Source organism: Gordonia araii NBRC 100433 (assembly GCF_000241265.1).
GTDB lineage: Bacteria > Actinomycetota > Actinomycetes > Mycobacteriales > Mycobacteriaceae > Gordonia > Gordonia araii.
Window position 1 is genome coordinate 1 of sequence record NZ_BAEE01000078.1, and the last position, 18,729, is coordinate 18,729.

General features: G+C 67.5%; 17 protein-coding genes. 8 read left to right on the forward strand and 9 right to left on the reverse strand.

Features of this window, described 5'->3' with window-relative positions:
* Positions 1–1,407, forward strand: a 1,407-nt coding sequence (locus GOARA_RS16815) for a flavin-containing monooxygenase (RefSeq protein WP_007323627.1), incomplete at its 5' end; no start/stop codon positions are given.
* A gap of 34 nt (positions 1,408–1,441) precedes the next feature.
* Here the strand turns inward: GOARA_RS16815 and GOARA_RS16820 are convergent.
* The 3 genes from GOARA_RS16820 to GOARA_RS16830 all read right to left on the reverse strand — a co-directional run bounded on the left by GOARA_RS16820 (position 1,442) and on the right by GOARA_RS16830 (position 4,441).
* Entirely contained in the window at positions 1,442–2,524 is a 1,083-nt protein-coding gene (locus GOARA_RS16820; RefSeq protein WP_007323628.1) for a Fic family protein, read from the reverse strand.
* An 89-nt stretch (positions 2,525–2,613) separates the two neighbouring features.
* Positions 2,614–3,708 (reverse strand): ribosome small subunit-dependent GTPase A, encoded by a 1,095-nt coding sequence (rsgA, locus tag GOARA_RS16825; RefSeq protein ID WP_007323629.1) that lies wholly within the window; start codon positions 3,706–3,708, stop codon positions 2,614–2,616.
* A gap of 145 nt (positions 3,709–3,853) precedes the next feature.
* Positions 3,854–4,441, reverse strand: coding sequence for a TetR/AcrR family transcriptional regulator (locus GOARA_RS16830; RefSeq protein ID WP_007323630.1), 588 nt, complete (start codon positions 4,439–4,441; stop codon positions 3,854–3,856).
* A gap of 76 nt (positions 4,442–4,517) precedes the next feature.
* Between GOARA_RS16830 and GOARA_RS16835 the strand changes: the two genes are divergently transcribed.
* Positions 4,518–4,925, forward strand: coding sequence for a VOC family protein (locus tag GOARA_RS16835; RefSeq protein WP_007323631.1), 408 nt, complete (start codon positions 4,518–4,520; stop codon positions 4,923–4,925).
* A gap of 43 nt (positions 4,926–4,968) precedes the next feature.
* Complete coding sequence (locus GOARA_RS16840) at positions 4,969–5,616, forward strand: GNAT family N-acetyltransferase (RefSeq protein WP_007323632.1); 648 nt, start codon at positions 4,969–4,971, stop codon at positions 5,614–5,616.
* A 34-nt stretch (positions 5,617–5,650) separates the two neighbouring features.
* Here the strand turns inward: GOARA_RS16840 and GOARA_RS16845 are convergent, their stop codons facing one another.
* Both GOARA_RS16845 and GOARA_RS16850 read right to left on the reverse strand, forming a co-directional pair.
* On the reverse strand, positions 5,651–6,211 hold the full coding sequence (locus GOARA_RS16845; RefSeq protein WP_040523854.1) for a Uma2 family endonuclease: 561 nt from the start codon (positions 6,209–6,211) through the stop codon (positions 5,651–5,653).
* A 143-nt stretch (positions 6,212–6,354) separates the two neighbouring features.
* Positions 6,355–6,747 carry a PPOX class F420-dependent oxidoreductase gene (locus GOARA_RS16850; protein WP_007323634.1) on the reverse strand — a complete coding sequence of 131 codons (393 nt, stop codon included), beginning with the start codon at positions 6,745–6,747 and terminating at the stop codon, positions 6,355–6,357.
* Positions 6,748–6,857: 110 nt separating this feature from the next.
* Between GOARA_RS16850 and GOARA_RS16855 the strand changes: the two genes are divergently transcribed.
* Positions 6,858–7,850, forward strand: coding sequence for an isopenicillin N synthase family dioxygenase (locus GOARA_RS16855; RefSeq protein ID WP_007323635.1), 993 nt, complete (start codon positions 6,858–6,860; stop codon positions 7,848–7,850).
* Positions 7,851–7,868: 18 nt separating this feature from the next.
* Here GOARA_RS16855 and GOARA_RS16860 read toward each other — a convergent pair whose 3' ends face one another.
* Genes GOARA_RS16860 through GOARA_RS16875 form a run of 4 tightly spaced genes read right to left on the reverse strand, consistent with a single transcriptional unit; the run spans position 7,869 to position 10,786 of the window.
* A complete protein-coding gene (locus GOARA_RS16860) occupies positions 7,869–9,113 on the reverse strand; it encodes a hypothetical protein (protein WP_040523855.1) in 1,245 nt (414 codons plus the stop codon).
* A gap of 2 nt (positions 9,114–9,115) precedes the next feature.
* Positions 9,116–9,361 carry a hypothetical protein gene (locus tag GOARA_RS16865; RefSeq protein WP_007323637.1) on the reverse strand — a complete coding sequence of 82 codons (246 nt, stop codon included), beginning with the start codon at positions 9,359–9,361 and terminating at the stop codon, positions 9,116–9,118.
* On the reverse strand, positions 9,358–10,005 hold the full coding sequence (locus GOARA_RS16870; RefSeq protein WP_007323638.1) for a VOC family protein: 648 nt from the start codon (positions 10,003–10,005) through the stop codon (positions 9,358–9,360). The genes GOARA_RS16865 and GOARA_RS16870 overlap by 4 nt, the downstream gene beginning before the upstream one ends.
* A gap of 22 nt (positions 10,006–10,027) precedes the next feature.
* Positions 10,028–10,786, reverse strand: a complete 759-nt coding sequence (locus tag GOARA_RS16875; RefSeq protein ID WP_007323639.1) for a maleate cis-trans isomerase family protein — start codon at positions 10,784–10,786, stop codon at positions 10,028–10,030.
* A 275-nt stretch (positions 10,787–11,061) separates the two neighbouring features.
* Here GOARA_RS16875 and GOARA_RS16880 point away from each other — a divergent pair, with 275 nt between their 5' ends.
* Genes GOARA_RS16880 through GOARA_RS16895 form a run of 4 tightly spaced genes read left to right on the forward strand, consistent with a single transcriptional unit; the run spans position 11,062 to position 18,715 of the window.
* Positions 11,062–13,164, forward strand: a complete 2,103-nt coding sequence (locus tag GOARA_RS16880; protein ID WP_007323640.1) for a hydantoinase/oxoprolinase family protein — start codon at positions 11,062–11,064, stop codon at positions 13,162–13,164.
* Positions 13,165–13,177: 13 nt separating this feature from the next.
* The gene (locus GOARA_RS16885) at positions 13,178–15,490 is read left to right on the forward strand and encodes a hydantoinase B/oxoprolinase family protein (protein WP_007323641.1); all 2,313 of its coding nucleotides are present in this window, start codon (positions 13,178–13,180) and stop codon (positions 15,488–15,490) included.
* 31 nt (positions 15,491–15,521) lie between these two features.
* Positions 15,522–17,198, forward strand: a complete 1,677-nt coding sequence (locus tag GOARA_RS16890) for a (2,3-dihydroxybenzoyl)adenylate synthase (RefSeq protein WP_007323642.1) — start codon at positions 15,522–15,524, stop codon at positions 17,196–17,198.
* Complete coding sequence (locus tag GOARA_RS16895) at positions 17,195–18,715, forward strand: FAD-dependent monooxygenase (protein WP_007323643.1); 1,521 nt, start codon at positions 17,195–17,197, stop codon at positions 18,713–18,715. The genes GOARA_RS16890 and GOARA_RS16895 overlap by 4 nt, the downstream gene beginning before the upstream one ends.
* Positions 18,716–18,729: the final 14 nt, after the last annotated feature.

The following is an 18,729-nucleotide window of genomic DNA, read 5'->3' on the forward strand; positions in this document are numbered from 1 at the left end:
CACGCCCGCCCGCTCGGCGCGGTCCACGGCGCCGACACCGACCGGCGGTCGTGGGCGGAGAAGCGGGAAGACGAAGAGGCCGAACTCGGTCGCGCCGCGCAGCCCTACGTGCTGGTGATCGGCGGCGGACAGGGCGGCATCGCCCTCGGCGCGCGACTGCGCCAGCTCGGCGTGCCGTCCATCGTCGTCGACCGCCACGACCGCCCAGGCGACCAGTGGCGCAAGCGCTACAAGTCGCTGTGCCTGCACGACCCGGTCTGGTACGACCACCTGCCTTACCTCCCGTTCCCGGAGAACTGGCCGGTGTTCGCACCGAAGGACAAGATCGGCGATTGGCTGGAGTTCTACACGCGCGTGATGGAGGTGCCGTACTGGTCCAAGACCACTTGCACCAGCGCCAGCTACGACGAACAGGCCCAGCGCTGGACCGTCGAGGTCGACCGGGACGGCGAGAAGCTCACCCTGCACCCGCGCCAGCTCGTGCTCGCGACCGGGATGTCGGGTAAGAAGAACGTCCCGACCTTCCCCGGGCAGAACATCTTCACCGGCGAGCAGCACCACTCCAGCGAGCACCCCGGCCCCGACGGCTATGCCGGCAAGAAGGTCGTCGTGATCGGCGCCAACAACTCCGCACACGACATCTGCAAGGCCCTGGTCGAGAACGGCGTCGACACCACGATGGTGCAGCGCTCGTCGACCCACATCGTGAAATCCGATTCCCTGATGGAGATCGGCCTGGGCGCGCTCTACAGCCAGGAAGCCGTCGATTCGGGGATGACGACGAAGAAGGCGGACCTGATCTTCGCCTCCATGCCGTACCGGATCATGCACCAGTGGCAGATCCCGATCTACGACGAGATCCGCGAACGCGACAAGGAGTTCTACCAGCGTTTGGCGGCCGTCGGCTTCGACCTCGATTTCGGCGACGACGACTCCGGCCTCTTCATGAAGTACCTGCGACGCGGCTCGGGCTACTACATCAACGTCGGTGCCAGCGAACTCGTCGCCGACGGCACCATCAAGCTCGCCAAGGGCGAGGTCGACCATCTCACCGAGAACTCGGTGGTGCTCGCCGACGGTACCGAGCTGCCGGCCGACGTCGTGGTCTACGCCACCGGGTACGGATCGATGAACGGCTGGGCCGCCGACCTCATGGGCCAAGAGGTCGCCGACAAGGTAGGCAAGGTGTGGGGACTCGGTTCGGACACCACCAAGGACCCCGGCCCATGGGAAGGCGAGCAGCGCAACATGTGGAAGCCCACCCAGCAGCCCGGACTGTGGTTCCACGGCGGCAACCTGCACCAGTCGCGGCACTACTCCTTGTACCTGGCCCTACAGCTCAAGGCTCGCTTCGAGGGGATGGACACTCCCGTCTACGGACTGCAGGAAGTGCATCATCTGAGCTGACTGTGACCCCGACGCCCGCGGACCAGCCTTGCCCTCACTCAGGCCGGATAAGCACGTCCAGAAACTCATCGTTGACGAACAAGAGTTCCCGCCCGGCCTTGATATCGCTCAGCAGTCCGGCTTTGACAAGTGCGTGCAGCCAGGACGACGCGGTCTGACGGGACACCTCGCAACGGTCGACAACAGTATTGATGCGACAGTAGGGCTGCTCGAAAAGGACGGCCAAGAACTGGACATCGCGACCCCCGGGCGTGGCTGCGCGGGCCCGCTCCGCGATCTCCTCTTGGCACGTTCTGATCGATCCGATTTTCCGCGTCGCCGACGTTGCCGACTCGCGAACCACGTCGAGCATGTAGAGAATCCACTCGATCCATGCGCCTTCCGCTGTCACCGCTCGCAACAGTCGGTAGTAGTCGTTCTTTCTGGCGATGATCGCGCGCGACAAGTACAGGACGGGGTCGCGCAGGAGGCCGGCTTCGATCAACATCAGGATGTTGATCACACGGCCCGTGCGGCCGTTACCGTCATGGAACGGGTGAATGGCCTCGAACTGATAGTGGGCAACTGCCATGCGCACCAACGGGTCGAGATCATCTTTCGCGTGGATGAACCGCTCCCAGTCCGCGAGCTTCTCGTGTATGACGTCGACACCTTCGGGCGGGGCGTAGACAACCTGCCGCGTGGCAGGATTCGCGATCCGCGTCCCCGGAGTAGCCCGCACCGTCATCTCCCGACCTTGCAGTTGGGAGCAGATATCGACGGCGGTCGACGCCGTCAGCGGCCGCTTCCTGATGGCTTCGACCCCCGCGAACAGCGCAGTGCGGTAGCGCAACGCCTCCTTGGTGGCATGGTCACCGCCGCCCGAGTCCGCGTGTTTGAACAATTCGTCCGCCGTGGTCACGATGTTCTCGATCTCGGAACTCGCCTGCGCTTCCAGGAGCGGCACAGCGTGGATCAAAATGTTGGGGTTGGGCAGCAGTTGACCGGCCTGGGCAAGGGTGGCCAGCGCGGTCCGTGCTTCGATCGTTGCTTTGAGCACCTGCTTGGGCTCCAGGTCGAGACCGGCCGGAGGCAACGGTGGCAGGTCGTCGAAAGGAACCTCGGCACTCCAGCTCACGTGTCAGCTCCTTCACCACATCCAGCTCATTATGTTAAAATCTATCGACAAATTTAACATATGCCGGTAGAAGGCTATCCGTATCTGAGCTAGCCACGGCCGCGCCGGTTGCCGTTGCGCTCCCGGAGCCGATAGTCGGCGCGTTGCTGCTTGGTGATCGCCTTCCACTCGTCGCGGCGCCGGCACTCCTCACGCGCGTCGCCCCGACTGGCCGCCCATCGGCTCTCCCGCAACAGTCGCTCGTAGCGGGCGAGCCGATCAGCGCCGAGTTCACCGTCGTCGATCGCGGCTCGCACCGCACAACCCGGCTCGGAGCGGTGACCGCAATCGGCGAAGCGGCACGAGGCGGCAAGCTCGTCGATGTCGGCGTAGACCTTCTCGATGCCGTCGTCGGCGTCCTGCAGCCCGATGCCTCGCAGCCCGGGCGTATCGATGAGGACACCGCCGCCGGGGATGGGGATCAGCTCGCGGGTGACGGTGGTGTGCCTGCCCTTGTCGTCGGCGGTCCGCACGTCGCCGGTGTCCATCCGCTCGTCGCCGACGAGGACGTTGACCAGCGTCGACTTCCCCACCCCGGAGGCCCCGAGCACAACGGTGGTCCCGCGCAACCGACTGCGGATCCCGTCGAGTCCGGCGCCGGTGAGCGAACTGATCACGATCACCTCGGCGCCGGGCATGGATCCGGCCAACTCGTCGGCGGCCGCCCGCGGATCGCCGTCGAACAGGTCCGATTTGGTGAGCACGACCAGGGGTGTCGCTCCGGCGTCCCACGCGAGGGCCATCAGCCTCTCGACCTTCGACGGCCGCAATCGGCCGGTCAACGCCGCTGCGACGACGACGGTATCGACGTTGGCGACGAGGGGCTGTCGACGGGAGGTCCGGTCGGCCGACGCCCGGTAGATCGCGCCGCGGCGCGGGAGCACGGACTCCACCTCGGCGGTGCCGTCGAGGCGCAGCGCAACCCAATCGCCCGTGACGACGGCGGTCTCGGCATCGGCTCGCGGCAGTGCGGTGGTCGCCGCGCGCAGCGGTCCGATCGGGGTGAGGACGGAACACCGCCCGCGGTCGACGCGTGAGACTCGGCCGGGTATCAGACCGCGCGCGGCGTCATCGGTGAACTCGGCTGCGCGCTGTGCGTCCCAGCCGATGGAAGGCAGATCGAAAGAATCCGGTGAGAGTGACAAGAGAAGTCCTTGGAAGTGGGGAGGGAACTGGTCGGAGTGCTGCGGACAGCACGAACATCGACGGCCATCGACCCACCTCCCTTCTCGGACTCACTCGTTCACGGATCTTCGACGATATTCGGCCAGCCCCCGGCCGGCCATCGATTTATTCGCGACCGTCGAGGTAGGTCGCGAGCAATGTGTCGAGAGCGGCATGCGCCTGACGCCGGGCGGCCGCGGTGTCCTCGTGCTGCGCGATCCACAGCGCGGCCTCGTTCATCGCGGCGGAGAGCTGCGCGGTGGTCGCGTCGAGGAGATCCTGCGCGACCCCTACCTCGCGCAGGGCGTCGCGCAGGTGCGGTGCGGAGTTCTCGGCGTCGAGCCGTCGCCACTCCTGCCAACCGATCACGGCGGGCGCGTCGATCAACAGGATCCGCACGGCCGGGCCGTCGGTGATCGCGTCGAGGAAGGCATGCGATCCCGCTCGGAGCTGCGCGCCCGGACGTTCGCCCGCTTCGGTCGCCGCGGCGACGACGGCATCCGCGACCCGCGCCTGCAGCCGGTCGGCCACCGCACTGAACAGGCCGGCCTTGTTTCGGTAGTGGTGGTAGACCGCCCCCCGGGTGACGGCCGCCGCCTGGGCGACGTCATCGAGCGAGACGTCGGCGAAGCCGCGGGACGCGAACAGGTCGGTCGCCGAATCGAGGACTCGCTGGGCGGTGAGCGCGGCGTCGGCCGCGGAGGCGCGGGGCATTTGCCACTTCCTTTACGTACACAGAGTATGTATTCTCATTCTTGTTGCATACGCAGTGTACGTAAAGGAGGGAACAATGTCCGTAACCAGCCTCTATCCGGTACTCATGTCGCAGAACGTCGAAGCGGCAACGGCCTTCTACCGGGACCACCTCGGTTTCTCGACGACCTACGAGTCCGATTGGTACGTGAGCCTGCGCCTGGACGCCTTCGAGCTGGCGATCCTGGCCCACGACCACCCCACGATTCCCGACGGCCACACCGCACTGCCGCGTGGCGTGATCGTGAACCTCGAGGTGGACGATGTCGATGCGGTCCACGATCGCCTGAGCGCAGTCGACGGCGTGGACACCGTGCTGCCCATTCGCGACGAGGACTTCGGGCAGCGCCACTTCATCGTGGTCGGACCCGACGGCGTCCTTCTCGACGTCATCCAGCCCATCCCGCCGACCGCGGAGTACGCGCAGGCCTACGTCGAGGCGTGAGCACCACCCGAAGCATCCGTCCGACGCCGGTAGGCTCGGCGCCATGTCATCACCCTCGGTCCGGCCCTACACCCCAGACGATCGCACCGAGTTGCTGACACTCGCCGAGCGTGCCGGCGAGGGCTCGCCGACCGAATCGCTGTGGGGCCATACCCCGTCGGAACTCGACATCTACCTCAATCCCTACCTCGACGACGAGCCCGAGTCGGTCTTCGTCGCCGAACTCGACGGGGCGCTCGTCGGCTACCTCGTCGGCAGCCTGGGGACCGGCCGGGTCGCGAGCGAAGACGAGCGGATGACCGCCGCCATCAAGCGGCATCGACTCTTCACCAAGTCCGGTCCGCGGCGGTTCTTCCTGCGAGCCTCGCTGGACGCGGCCGCCAACGCCGTGCGCCGCAAGCCATCCGCCGGTGACCTGGACGACTCGCGCTGGCCCGCGCACCTGCACATCAACGTCGAACGACGGGCACGCGGTACCGGCGCCGCAGGCGAACTGATCGAGGCCTTCGCACAGCATGCGCGTGAAGCGCGATGCCCGGGCATCTACCTGCAGACCCTCGTCGAGAACGAGCGCGCCGCCCGCTTCTTCGCCCGCCACGGATTCGAACCGTACGGCGAGACCCCGAAGGTTCCCGGATTGCGCTATCAGGGCAAGCCGGTTCACCAGCTCACGATGGTCCGGACACTCTGACGTCGGCTACTCGACGCCGGCCAACTCGTCGGCCTCATTCCAACAGCGCTGACGGGACCAGCGACACTTCGAACGGCTCGGTGAGTACCAGTTCCCCTTCGCCGGTCACCCGACCCGCGGTGTAGTACTCCCCGTCCCGCAACTCCCACGCGGTGAACGAAGGCTCGTCGGGATCGAGAACCCAGTAGTGCGCACATTCCGCACGACGAAGCCGATCCTTCTTCAGCAGCAGATCGACCCCTTTGGTCGAAGGCGACAGCACTTCGATCGCCACGAGAGGCGCCGATGGCAAATCCCTTTCGGTGAAGGCGTCCCGTGGAGCAACGAGAAGGTCCGGCTGCACCACTGTGTCCTCCGCCAGCACGACATCCAGCGGCGCGAAGAGCACGTCCAGTTCGGCCGGGCACGCCACATGGAGGAGACGATAGAGATTCGCGACAACGCGCTGGTGCTTGACGGCCGGTGCCGGACTCACGACCAGGATCCCGTCCAGCAGTTCGTACCGATGCCCGTCATCGGGCATCGAGTCCAGGTCCCCGCGAGTCAAGGATCGACCTCTCGGGAGTCCCAGTAGCTCGGTCGTCATAGCTGTCATCGTATGCCCCCTCATCCCCCATGGTCACGAATCTATGCTGCTGACCTGGCATGACCCTCGCAGAGCACTGCGGCCACAAGGAGACCTGTGGACGGCTCGGATCTGCGGATAACTCTCGTCAAGACCCCGGACACAACCGCGCGCTACACGTCGCGAGCGTCCACCTTCAGGCTGTGCGCTTCTTTGTCCTCGGTGAGACCGAAGCTGATCACGCGCTCCGGATGGATCCGGATGATGGCGCCCGATTCCCCGGTGCCGGGCACGGCCTCTCCGCGACCGCGGATCTCCACACAGCGGACCCGCCACGGTTTCACCGAGGCAAGATCGTCGACGACGAGTGCCACCCGACCGTTCTCGGCGACGTTGCGGTACTTGCGGCTGTCGCTCATGTTGTAGCCGACGATGTCGATCGTCCCGTCGGCGTTGACCTTGAAACCGACCGGACTGTTCTGCAACGTCCCGTTCGGCTTCTGGGTCGCCAGGCGACCGAGTCGTTGAGTCCCCAGGTAGGCGAGCTCGGCGTCGGTGAATGTCATGATGGGCCTCTTCTCCGTTGGACTACTTCCGGCAACACCACGGGCCGGGCGACTGTTCCGGCGGCGAGCGCAACCTCGACTCCGCGTCGCCGAGAGAGTAGAACAGCGCTGTGCTCCCCATCCTCGACTTGCGCGAAGCCGATACCGATCCGGTGCGGTTCCGGACCGCGCTGCGCGAAGCCGCCCACGCCGAGGGTTTCTTCTACCTGATCGGCCACGGCATCCCCGACGAGCAGATCTCCGGCGTCCTCGCGCTCGCCCGTGAATTCTTCACCCTCCCGACCGTAGAGAAGAACGAGATCAGCCAGTTGGAGAGCCCGCAGTTCCGCGGCTATTCGCGCGTCGGCGGGGAACTGACCAACGGGCTCGTCGACTGGCGTGAACAGATCGATATCGGCCCGGAGCGACCGGTCGTCGACGGCGCCGAAGGCTACTGGCATCTGCAGGGCCCCAACCGTTGGCCTCGGCGGCCCGCCGGGTTCCGGGAGGCGTTCGAGGAGTGGGAGGCGACACTGTCGACGGTCGGGCTGCGTCTGCTGCGGCACTGGTCGGCGTCGCTCGGTGCGCCGACCGACTTCTTCGACGCGGCCTTCGCCGACGCACCGGCAACCCTCATCAAGGTGGTCCGCTACCCGGGCGACGACGATCGCACCCAGGGGGTCGGCGCGCACAAGGACTCCGGGGTGCTGACGCTGCTGCTCGTCGAGCCGGACTCGACCGGCCTCCAGGTGGAGGCCGCACCGGACGAGTGGGTCGACGCGCCGCCCGTCGATGGCGCGTTCATCGTCAACATCGGTGAACTGCTGGAGGTCGCGACCGGCGGCTATCTGCGCGCGACCCGCCATCGCGTGCGCGCCCCGCGGCCCGGGACGGACCGCGTCTCCATCCCGTTCTTCCTGAACCCGGCACTCGACGCGACGATCCCGCTCATCGAGCTGCCGCCGGATCTCGCCGCGAGATCACGCGGTGTGGAGGCCGATCCGGACAACCCGATCTTCCGCACCTACGGGGAGAACGCCTGGAAGTCGCGCACCCGCGCCCATCCCGATGTCGCGCTGCGCCACCACGGCATCACCCCAGCCGGACCCGCGTCGGCGTACTGACCGCCCCGACCGCCCGCCCTACCCGGGAAAGCGCGTTGCCAGCCACGAGCCGATCTCCACGGCCGCAAGGCTGGCGCCGGTCGGTTCGCCGGGCCGCAGCGGACCGCCGAAATGGGTGCCGGGAACGCGGCGATGCTCAACATGGTCGCTGCCGAGTGCGGTGACCATCGCTTCGGCGTCGCGCGGGAAGCAGGCCGCATCACCGGTGAGTTCGACGAACAGCGTCGGCGCACGAACACCCGGAGCACAGCGGAGGAAGTCGGCATTGGTCGTGTTCGCCGACCACGTCGACATCCACGCTTCCGGGGTGACCAACCGCGCGAATCCGACGAGGCCGTAGTCGGTGAGGTCCGGGCGTCGGCCGAACAACGACCCGTAGGGCCGATCGTTCGGGTCGATCGAGAGATCCATGAACCGCAGATCCGCATCGGTCCGGTAGACGGTCAGCACGCGCGGTGCCAACGACGCGCGCCGATCGGCCGGATCCCCCGACGTCTTGAACCGCCGACGCGCGTCGTCGGCCTCCGCGACCCGCGCCTTCGCCTCGACATCGATCCGTGCGATCCGGTCGCGCTGGGCGGCGCGGTAGCGTTCCACGAACGCGGGGTCGTAGGCCGACGGTTCGGGCGCGGGAACGAAACCATTGGCCTCGGCGAACGGATCCAGTTCGGGAACCACCGAGAGCGGGTCGTGCTCGTCGGCCACGGACGGGTCGATCAGCCGCTCCAGCAATGCGCCCTGGCCGGGATGCGGAGCCATGAACACCGCTCCGTCCGGGACGGGCATCTCGGCGCCGGGAAGATCGACCGGCCGTCCCGCCGGCGTGGCGGACAACCGCTCGCCGGCCGGCTTGCCCGCCTGCTCGTGATAGAACGCGAACAGCGTTCCCCCGCCGGAGTGACCGAGGGTGACCCGCGCGCCGAATCCCTTGTCCCGCAAGAACACCTGGCCGGCGGCGACATCCAGGAGCGCCTGCTCGTGGATCAGGTTCAGGTCGTTGTTGGTCGACCGCGTGCCCTGGGTCCACACGGCGAATCCGCGGGCGACCAATTCGGGTACCAGCACGTGGTGGGTGAGGTCCTGGCGCGGGTGCATCAGGCTCACGACCGTGTCGGCGCCGGGCAGCGTGCGCAGCACGCCGGAGACCTTGGCACCGTCGTGCGTGTCGAGTTCGTGCACGGTCGTGACCGTGCCCTCGGGGATCGCCGCGGCGTCGATGTAGCGGCCGGCGCCCAAGCGCGCCGCCGACGCCTCCGATGCCATCGCTACCGCTCCTCCAGCCGCATCGCGTTCTTGTCCCACTGGGTGATCTTCGCGGAGAGCAGACCGGCGACACTCGAATACCAGACGGCGTGCCGGCAGCCCGTGGAACGGCGATCGATCACGATCGGTCCGGGTGCGCTCACCTTGAAGTACGGGCCGACGCGCTCGACCGTCACGGTGTCCGCCTCGGCCGCGACGGCCACGATCGGCCGGTTCTCGGGCACGTCGAGCATCAACACGCTGGTCATGGGGCCGACACCTCCTCGTCGGCCTCCTGCCCCTCCTGCCACGCCGCGGCGCGTTCGACGATGAGTTCCGCCTTGCGAACCAGGAGCGCATCCATCGACGGCGCCGGTCCGTTGACCACGTCGACGAGCGCGTCGATCGTGATGTTCGCGTCGAGATCCTCCTGCGGCGTCACGGGCCGCAGCGCCCTGGTGATCTCGATCATGTAGCCGTTGGGGTCGTGGGTGTAGATCGACTCGATGGTCTCGTGCTGGATCTGCATTTCGACCGGCCATTCGCTCGCGTCGAGGCGGCGCCGGTATTCCAGCAGGTGCTCTTCGCTGTCGACGTGGAAGGCGACGTGGCGCGACCGGATGAACCAATCCGGCACGTGCTCGTCGAACCGTGAGTACGAGTCGCCCAGCGGTCCGCCGTCGTACGGCTTCAGGTCGAAGTAGTAGAAGAACGCGAGCCGATCCCCCTTGCCGATGTCGAAGAAGAAGTGGATGAAATCGGGGTGCTGATCCGGTCCCCATCCCGCCGCGCAGATGGAGTGGACCACCGGGAAGCCCAACGTGTCACGGTAGAAGCGCACGGTTCCCGCTGGGTCGAAAGTCGGGTAGGCGACGTGGTCGACGCCTTGCAGCAGGTGCGTTTTCTCGGACATGTTTGCTCCTTGTCTCCGAGGGTCAGGCCGGGGTGACGTTGACGTCGGCGCGCAGCAGGCTGCCGGCGTCGGGGATCGATGCTTGGAGACCAAGCGCGCGCAGAATGCTATAGGCGCCGGCGGTCGCCGCGGACAACACGGGGATGCCGAACTCGCGCTCGGCCGGCTCCACCAGATCGAGGGACGGCATCTGCACGCAGCAGCTGATCACCAGCGCATCGACATCGGTCAGGTCCAGTTCGCGTGCGGCCTTCATGACCTTGTCCCCGGGGATGCAGCCCACTTCGGCGTTGTCCGCGACCTCCAGCGCGCGCCAGTCGGCCACGATGAAGCCCTCGGACTCGAGGTACTCGACGACCTGCTCGGCCAGCGGCTTCATGTAGGGGGTGACGATGGCGATCCGCTTCGCGTCGAGTGCGCGCAAGCCCTCGACGAGGGCACCCGCGCTCGATCGGATCTTCGCCTCGGACCCTCCGGTGGCGAGTTGCTCGGCCACCGCCGACTCGACGCGCTGATGCTCCCCGGGCCCGCCCACCATGATCGCGACCAGGCAGGCGTAGAGGATGACGGCGGGATCGGCGTCGGCGATCTCCATGACGCAGCGCTCACGCTGGGCGTTCATGGCCACGAGCTGCTCGGGCGACACCGTCTTCATCCGCATCCGGGTCGAGTGAAAAGAGAAGCGGGACACCGGATGACGTCCGAGAATGGCCGGCATCTCGGTTTCCACGGTGACGTTGGTGCTGGGCACGACCAGCCCAATTCGGTGCGGGACGGTCATGGGTGGGCCTCTCGACGATTACTCTGCGGTTACGACGAGTATTCATCGTTTATGACGATTTTGTCAACGGTTGGGCACAACCACCGACGCCCAGGAACGGTCACGCATCTCTTAACAAGGCCCCATTTCCTGCTCTTCACCTGTGAACTATGCGCCCGATCGAATCCGATTTCCGGCAACGGCTTGACATATTTGCATTCACGTCGAATACTCGTCGTCAGTGTCGGCACGCTTGTGACCCGTGTCACCATGGAAGCCCGAAGAGAGTAGGAACAATGGCATACGTAATCGGCGCCGACGTCGGCGGCACGTTCACCGACGCGGTCCTCGACGACAGCAAGGGGACCGTCATCGCGGCCAAATCCCCGTCCACCCCGCCCGACTACTCCGTCGGCGTGATCAACGCGCTCGAACTGCTGGCCGAGCAACTCGGCGTCAGTCTCGACGAGATGCTCGCCGACACCCACCACATCGCCCACGGAACGACCTCGTCGCTCAACGCCCTGGTGATGGGCAATGTCCCCGATGTCGGGTTCCTCACCACCGCGGGCCACCGCGACTCGATCTACATCATGAACGTGGAGGGTCGCTACCTCGGGCGCTCCGCCGATCAGCTGCAGAACGTCCAGGGCCAGGAGAAGACGCACGCACTGCTGCCCAAGAGTCACGCTCTGGAAGTGATCGAGCGCATCGACCGCGACGGCAACGTGGTCGTCGCACTCGACGAAGACGCGGCCCGCGACTCGATCCGCCAGCTCGTCGACCAGGGCGTCGAAGCCATCGCCGTCTCCCTGCTGTGGTCCTTCCGCAATCCCGTCCACGAGCAGCGCATCCGCGAACTGGTCCACGAGATCGCGCCGAACATGTTCGTCGCCCTCTCCAGCGAGGTCAGCCCGCGCATCCGGGAGTTCGCCCGTAGCGCGACGACCATCATGAGCGCCCAGATCGGTCCCGGACTCCGGGATTACCTCGGCGAGCTCGAAGGCACCCTGCGCAAGCACAAGCTCGCCGGCCCGCTTCTGGTCATGCAGAGCAACGGCGGCGCGGTCGCGGCACCGGAGGCGCCCAAGACGGCGATCAGCACCGTCGGCTCGGTCCTCACCGGCGGTGTGATCGGCTCGCTGTCACTGAGCAAGCAGCTCGGTCACCGCAACGTCATCGCGACCGACGTCGGCGGCACGACCTTCCTCGCCGGGCTGATCGTCGACGGCGAGCCCGTACGGTCCACCACGACGATCATCAACCACCATCCGATCAACGTCCCCACGCTGGAGGTCCATGCGATCGGCTCGGGCGGCGGCGCGATCGCCTGGATCGACAACGGCGGCAACCTGCAGATCGGCCCGCACAGCGCGCAGGCCGTCCCCGGTCCCGCGTGCTACGGCCAGGGCGGATCGGAGCCGACCAACGCCGACTCGAACCTCGTGCTCGGCATCCTTCCCGAGAGCGGCCTGCTCGGCGGGAAGAAGAAGCTGAACAAAGAACTCGCGCGCGAAGCGATCCGGACCCGGATCGCCGAGCCACTCGGACTGTCGGTCGAAGAGGCCGCCGCGGCGATCTATGCGGTACAGAATTCCCAGACCGGCGATCTGCTCCGCAAGACCGTCGTGGAGGCCGGCCACGACCCGCGCGATTTCATCGTCTACGCCTTCGGCGGTTCCGGCCCGGCGCACTGCGCGCGCTACGCGGCCGAGGTCGGCGTCCACACCGTGGTGGTGCCGCTGGGCCAGGTCGCCTCGGCGTTCTCGGCCTACGGCCTCGCCTCGTCGGATGTCGTCCTGGCCACCGAACTCTCGGACCCGTCGGCCGTGCCGCTGGATCCCAAGCAGGCCGAGCGCAACTTCATGCAGCTCGAGGAACAGGCGCTGGAGGCCATCGGACGCCAGGGGCTGACCTTCGCCGAGGTGAAGATCGAGCGGGAGATCGATATGCGCTTCACCGCCCAGCTCGCCGAGATCGCCGTCCCGGTCCCCAATGGACACCTCGACGACAACATCCTCGCCGACGCGGCCGACTGGTTCGACCGCCGCTACGCCGAACTCTACGGCGAAGGGACCGGCTTCCGCGGTGCCGGCATCCAGGCGATCACCTACCGCGTCCGGGTCACCGGCGTGCTGCCGTTCTCCCCCGAACTGCCGCCGCTCGCCACCGCCGACGGGCCGGATGCCTCCGAGGCCAAGACCGGTACCCGCCCGGTGTGTCTCGACGGCCAGCGCGGGTACGTCGACACCGATATCTACGACTACCGAAAGCTCGCCGCCGGCCACGTGATCCCCGGTCCGGCGATCATCGAGGTTCCCACCACGACCGTCGTGGTTCCCCACGACACCACCGGCAGCATCGACCACCTCGGCAATCTCACGATCGTCCCGAACTAGGAGCACCGCAGAAATGGCTATGTACATCCCAGGATCGGAAGCCTTCGTCAGCCGCCCGATCGACCCCGAGACCTTCCCGTCCGAACTGCCCGAGTCGCTGGAGCTGCACACCGTCGACGATGCTCAGATCGACGGCCTCGATCCGCTCACCTACGAGGTGATCCGCCACCGGCTGTGGTCGGTCACCGACGAGATGGGCGAAACGCTCAAGCGCATGTCCGGCTCGCCCATCGTGACCGACGCGAACGACTTCGACTTCGCCATCGGCGACGAACTCGGCCAGGAAGTCCAGGTCGGCCTCTACAACACGATGCTCGCCGGCGCCGTCGACCTGGCCATCTACTGGACCCTCAAGAACCTCGAGGTCAAAGAGGGCGACATGTTCCTCTGCAACGACCCGTGGGTCGGCGGCGGTCTGCACCAGAACGACGTCATCGTCTTCCAGCCGATCTTCGTCGACGGAAAGCTGTTCGCCTGGACCAGTGCGGTCTGCCATGAGCCGGATCTCGGCGGCGTGGGCCTGGGGTCGTTCTCCCCGGCGGCCGAGGACATCTTCTCCGAGTCGGTGCCGACGCCGCCCATCCGCGTGGTGCGCGATTTCGAACTGCAGGAGGACGTCGCCAACGTGTGGGTCCGCCGCTCGCGTGTTCCGTTGCTGGTCGGCCTCGACCTGCGCGCCAAGGTCGGCGCGAACACGATCGGCCGCAACCGCATGCAGGCCGTCGTCGACCAGTACGGCGCCGACACCGTCAAGGCGGTGATGAAGCGCATGATGAACGACGCCGAGTCGCGCGTGCGCGACAAGCTCCGCAAGGCACCCGACGGGACGTGGAGCGCCACCGGCTATCAGGACCAGTCGCACGAAGGTGACCGCGGCGTCCACAAGATCACGCTCAAGATGACGAAGACCGACGGCCACCTGACCTTTGATTTCACCGGCACCGATCCTCAGGCCGGTGTCATCAACTGCACCTACGCGGGGATGCGCGGCGGCGCGATGCTCGCGATGCTGCCCATCCTGGCCAAGGACATCCCCTGGTCGGCGGGCGGCATCATGCGGTGCTTCGACATCATCTCCGAGGAGGGCACGCTCAACAACGCGACCTTCCCGGCGGCTGTCGGCCGCGGCCCGATCGGGCCCGCGTGGCTCACCGGCTCGCTGATCGGCGAGTGCCTCTCACAGATGCTCGACCGCACCGTCGAATTGGGCGATTCCGTGCAAGCCTCGTCGTGCGGCACGCACGACACCGCCGTCCTGGCCGGCCTCGACGAGCGCGGCGGCGCGCAGAACCCGTTCATCAACATCGTCATGGACGTGATGGCGGCGGGCTACGGCGCCCGGCCCAACAACGACGGCATGGATACCGGCGGCCTGAACTGCATCCCGATGGGCCGGATCCCCGACATCGAGATGACCGAGTACCTCTACCCGCTGATGACCCTGTGGCGACGCGAGGAACCCGACACCGGCGGCCCCGGTCGCCACCGCGGCGGCGTCAGTGGCTCCAGCGCCATGATCCCGTACGGCACCGCGACGCCGATGGGCCTCGTCATCGCCTCGTCGGGCAAGGGCGTCGCGCAGAACAACGGTCTGTCCGGCGGCTACCCCGGCAACACGGCGCTGAGCGTCGTCGCGCGCAACACGTCGGTCAACGCGGACTTCGCGGCCGGACGGATCCCCAGTCGCCTCGACGATCTCGGCGGCGATTCGGAGATCCGTGCCTGCTACGAGTCCTCGTACCTCGGCCCGAACGACGTCTTCTACATGAACTGGCAGGGCGGAGGCGGCTACGGCGACCCGTTGCTCCGGCCGCCGTCGGAGGTACTCGCCGACTTCCACGCGGGCAAGGTGACGGTCGAGGCCGCCGCCGGGCAGTACGGGGTCGTCATCGCGGGCGACACCGTCGACGAAGGGGCCACGTCGTCGACGAGGGAGAAGATCCGCAAGGCGCGCCACGCGGCCGCGGGCGACGTGCCCGAGACAGGTCCGACACTCGATCTGGCCAAGGCGTCCCGGCTCGACGACAACCTGGTGGAAGTCATCGGCGCCGACGGTGCCGCGGTGGGCTGCGCCCACTGTGGTCGGCGACTCGGCGATCGCAACGATGAGACCCTCGCCCTCGCCCGGATCGACCAGCCGGCGGCGGCCGCCGGACCGCAGGTCACCGCCGCGCCGGACAACTACCTCGACGAGGAAGTCGTGTTCCGTCAGATGTTCTGCCCCGGATGCTGGACGGCGGTGTACTCCGGCCTGGTCCCGGCCAGCCACCCCGACCACGCGCTGGACATCGGCCGCCTGCTGCCCGCCAGCGGCGCACACCGTTGATGCCCGACGAGACGCACGAAGGAAAACAGTTGTGACACAGGATGTCTGGGGCGACCGGCTCGTCCTACCGCCCGTGGAGTCGCGTGCCCGCTATCGCGACGCCGGCGAGTGGAGCGACGACCCGCTCCCCCGCCGGTTCCACGCGAGTGCCGATCGGTTCGCCGACCGGCTGGCGGTGATCACGACGCGGGCGGAGTACTCCTACGGGGAACTGGACCGGCGCACCGACCAGATCGCCGCCGGTCTGCACGACCTCGGACTCCGCCCGCACGACCCCGTCATCTTCCAGGTCACGAACAGAGCCGAGACCGTGCTGGCGTGGTACGGATGCCTGAAGGCCGGGCTGATTCCGGTGGCGACGCTCGCGGCACATCGCATGCACGAGATCGGGCACGTCGCCGAGGCCGTCGGCGCCCGTGCCCATCTTGTCGAGGCCGGCACGAAGTTCGACCTCGTCGCCTTCGCCGACGACGTGCGCACCGCCCGCCCGACGATGGAGTTCGTCCTCACGATCGGCGAGGACGACGTCGCGGCCGGCCGGCGGCGCATCGAAGACCTCGGCAACGACATCGCCCCGGCGCGGGCGCGGCGGCTGGTCGAGGAGATCGAGGAATCCCTCGACCCGCTCGACGTGGCCGTCTTCCAGCTGTCCGGTGGGACGACCGGCGTGCCGAAGGTGATTCCCCGGCTCCACGCGGAGTACTGGGACAACGGCCGGCTCTACGCGCAGTGTCTGGGCTGGACCGAGGAGACACGGGTCGCACACCTGATTCCGCTCACCCACAACGCGGGCGTCTCGTGTGCGCTGCACGCCGCGCACTCGGTGGGCGCCGCTCTGGTGCTCGCCGACCCCGATCCCGTCCCGGCCTTCGAACTCATGGCCCGCAGCCGGGCGACGGATGCGCTCTTCGGCCACGGCCACTTCCAGGCGCTGCTGCTCGACGAGTTCGCGCCGGCTCGTGAGACGCTGCGGCGTTCGGTGCTTTCCGGCAGCAAGGTGCCGCCGGAGATCTTCGACGCCGTCGACGACGACGTGCGTTGGGCCGGTCAGATGTTCGGCATGGGTGAAGGCCTGTTCCTCGTCTCGCCGCTCGATTCACCCCGGGAGTCGCGCCTGACCACCGTCGGGCAGCCGATCGCGACGACCGACGAATACCGCATCGTCGAACCGGGCACCGAGACCGACCTGCCCGACGGGAAGGTCGGCGAACTCGTCTGTCGCGGCCCCTACACGATCAGCGGCTACTACAACGCCCCCGAGCACAACGGCCGCGCCTTCACCTCGGACGGCTACTACCGCACCGGGGACCTGGCTTCGGTGCGCGTCATCGAGGGACGGCGGTACGTGTCGATCGAAGGGCGGATGAAGGACCTCATCAACCGCGGCGGCGAGAAGATCAACGCCGAAGAACTCGAAAAGTTGCTTCTCAGCCATCCCGATATCGCCGAAGCCGCTGTCGTCGCCATGCCGGACCCGCGGCTCGGCGAACGCACCTGCGCCTACCTCGTCGCCACCGACGACCGTGGGGAATTGACCCTGGCCCAGGTTCAAGAGCATCTCGACGGCCTCGGCGTAGCCAAGTTCAAGTGGCCCGAGCGCCTCGAATGGGTACCCGCGCTGCCCCGCACGAATGTCGGCAAGATCAACAAGGTCTCGCTGCGGGCCGACATCGCCGATCGACTCACACAGACAGGAAATCGCCCATGAAGCTCAATTCGATCGCGGTCCTCGGCGGCGGACCGGGCGGGCTCTACGCCGCGCGCCTACTCAAGCTGAGCCACCCGGACGCGCGGGTGACGGTCTACGAGCAGGGGATGCCGGACAAGACTTTCGGATTCGGCGTCGGACTGGCCTCGCGCACCCAGCGCAACCTTCGCCTCGCCGACGAATCGTCGCTCGACGCGATCGTGGCGGCCTCGCACCCGCACGAGATGGCGATGCGGGTGGGCGACGCCGAAGTCCGCCTGGCCCACGGCGAACTGCTCGCGATCGGGCGGGCCACCCTGCTGTCGGTCCTGCAGGATTGCGCGCGGGAGGTGGGCGTCGAACTTCGTTTCGGTGAGCGCCGCGAGGCCGCCGACCTGGACGCCGATCTGATCGTGGCAGCCGACGGGATCAACAGCGCGACGCGCGAGGCGCGACCCGACGAATTCGGTCCGACCATCACGTGGGGCGAAGGCCTGTACCTGTGGTGCGGCACGGACTTCGCGCTGCCGAGTGCGGTGTTCGCCCCCGTCACCACCGAGCACGGCACGTTCGTCGCGCACGCCTACCCGTACTCGGAGGACCGCAGCACCTTCCTCGTCGAGACCGACGAACAGACGTGGAAGCGGGCCGGGTTCGACGTGTCGACCGACGAGACGCCGCCGAACGACTCCGACCGGGTGTCGTTGGACTATCTGGCCGAGGCCTTCGCCCAGACCCTGCAGGGTCACAAGTTGATCGGCAATCGCACCAGGTGGATGCGGTTCCGGACGGTGCGGTGCGCCGCCTGGCACGCGGGGAACACGGTTCTCCTCGGCGACGCCGCCCACACGGCGCACTACTCCATCGGTTCGGGCACCAAGCTGGCCATGGAGGACGCGATCGCGCTGGACCGAGCGCTGCTCGCGCACGACGACCTGGCGTCCGCGTTCACGGCCTACGAGGAGGACCGGCGACCGGCGGTCGCCCATCTCCAAGCCATCGCCGAACGGTCGATGGCGTGGTGGGACCGTTTCCCCGAACGGACCGACATGCCCGTCGAGCAGCTCATGCTCGCCTACATGACGCGCGCGGGCAAAGTGTCGCTGAGCAAGTTCGCCGAGTCCGCACCGGCCGTCGCCAAGTCGGGACTGGCCGCATTCGCCGGCTGCGACCTCGGCGACATCCCCGGGTCCGAGGCGATCACCGACTGGGTCCTGTCCCTTCCCGGCGACGGGGCCGCCGACCGCATCGCACCGGCGGAGCTGCGAGATGCGGCGACCACGACCGCCGTCGAGATCGCCGACCGGCCGTGGAGCGATGCGACCGACCGTCTCCTCGCGGAGCTTCCCGACGCCGCGGTGTACTGGCTCACCGGGCCGGCCGATCGCGAGTCGACCCTCGACCGGCTCGACGTCGCCGAACGGATCCGGCGATCCGGCGGCGCCCGCGTCGTCGTCGAAATGCCGGGCCGGTACCGCGACGACGCGGCTGCCGCCGTCGCCAGTGAGCGCGTCGACCTTGTCTCTCTCGTCGACTGACCGGGTCTACGCTG